At 57.2% G+C, this 236-nt stretch carries 1 protein-coding gene; it reads left to right on the top strand.

Features of this window, described 5'->3' with window-relative positions; all coding sequences use genetic code 11:
- The coding region (locus ACTF7Q_RS09405) for a phage tail protein (protein ID WP_438997582.1) at nucleotides 1-236 on the top strand (236 nt) is incomplete at both ends.

Raw genomic sequence — 236 nt, forward strand, 5'->3', positions numbered from 1 at the left:
ATGGCGGGCAAATCAGTGTCGAAAGCGCGGTTGACCGTGACAGTTTTCAGCGTTTTGGTTATCGCCCCTATGAAGTGTCCTTGCTGGGTTGCACCAATCGCACCGAAGCCCAGCGTCATGCGCGGTGGCTGATCGAAACAGCGCGAAGCCAGCGTCACGCGATCAGCTATCGTGCCAGTCTTGATCATTTTGCCGAGGCACCAGTGCGGCCAGGCGATGTTGTGCTGATTGCCGAT

The sequence above is a fragment of the Puniceispirillum sp. (SeqCode) genome, assembly GCF_965657105.1.
Taxonomy (GTDB): Bacteria; Pseudomonadota; Alphaproteobacteria; order Puniceispirillales; family Puniceispirillaceae; genus Puniceispirillum.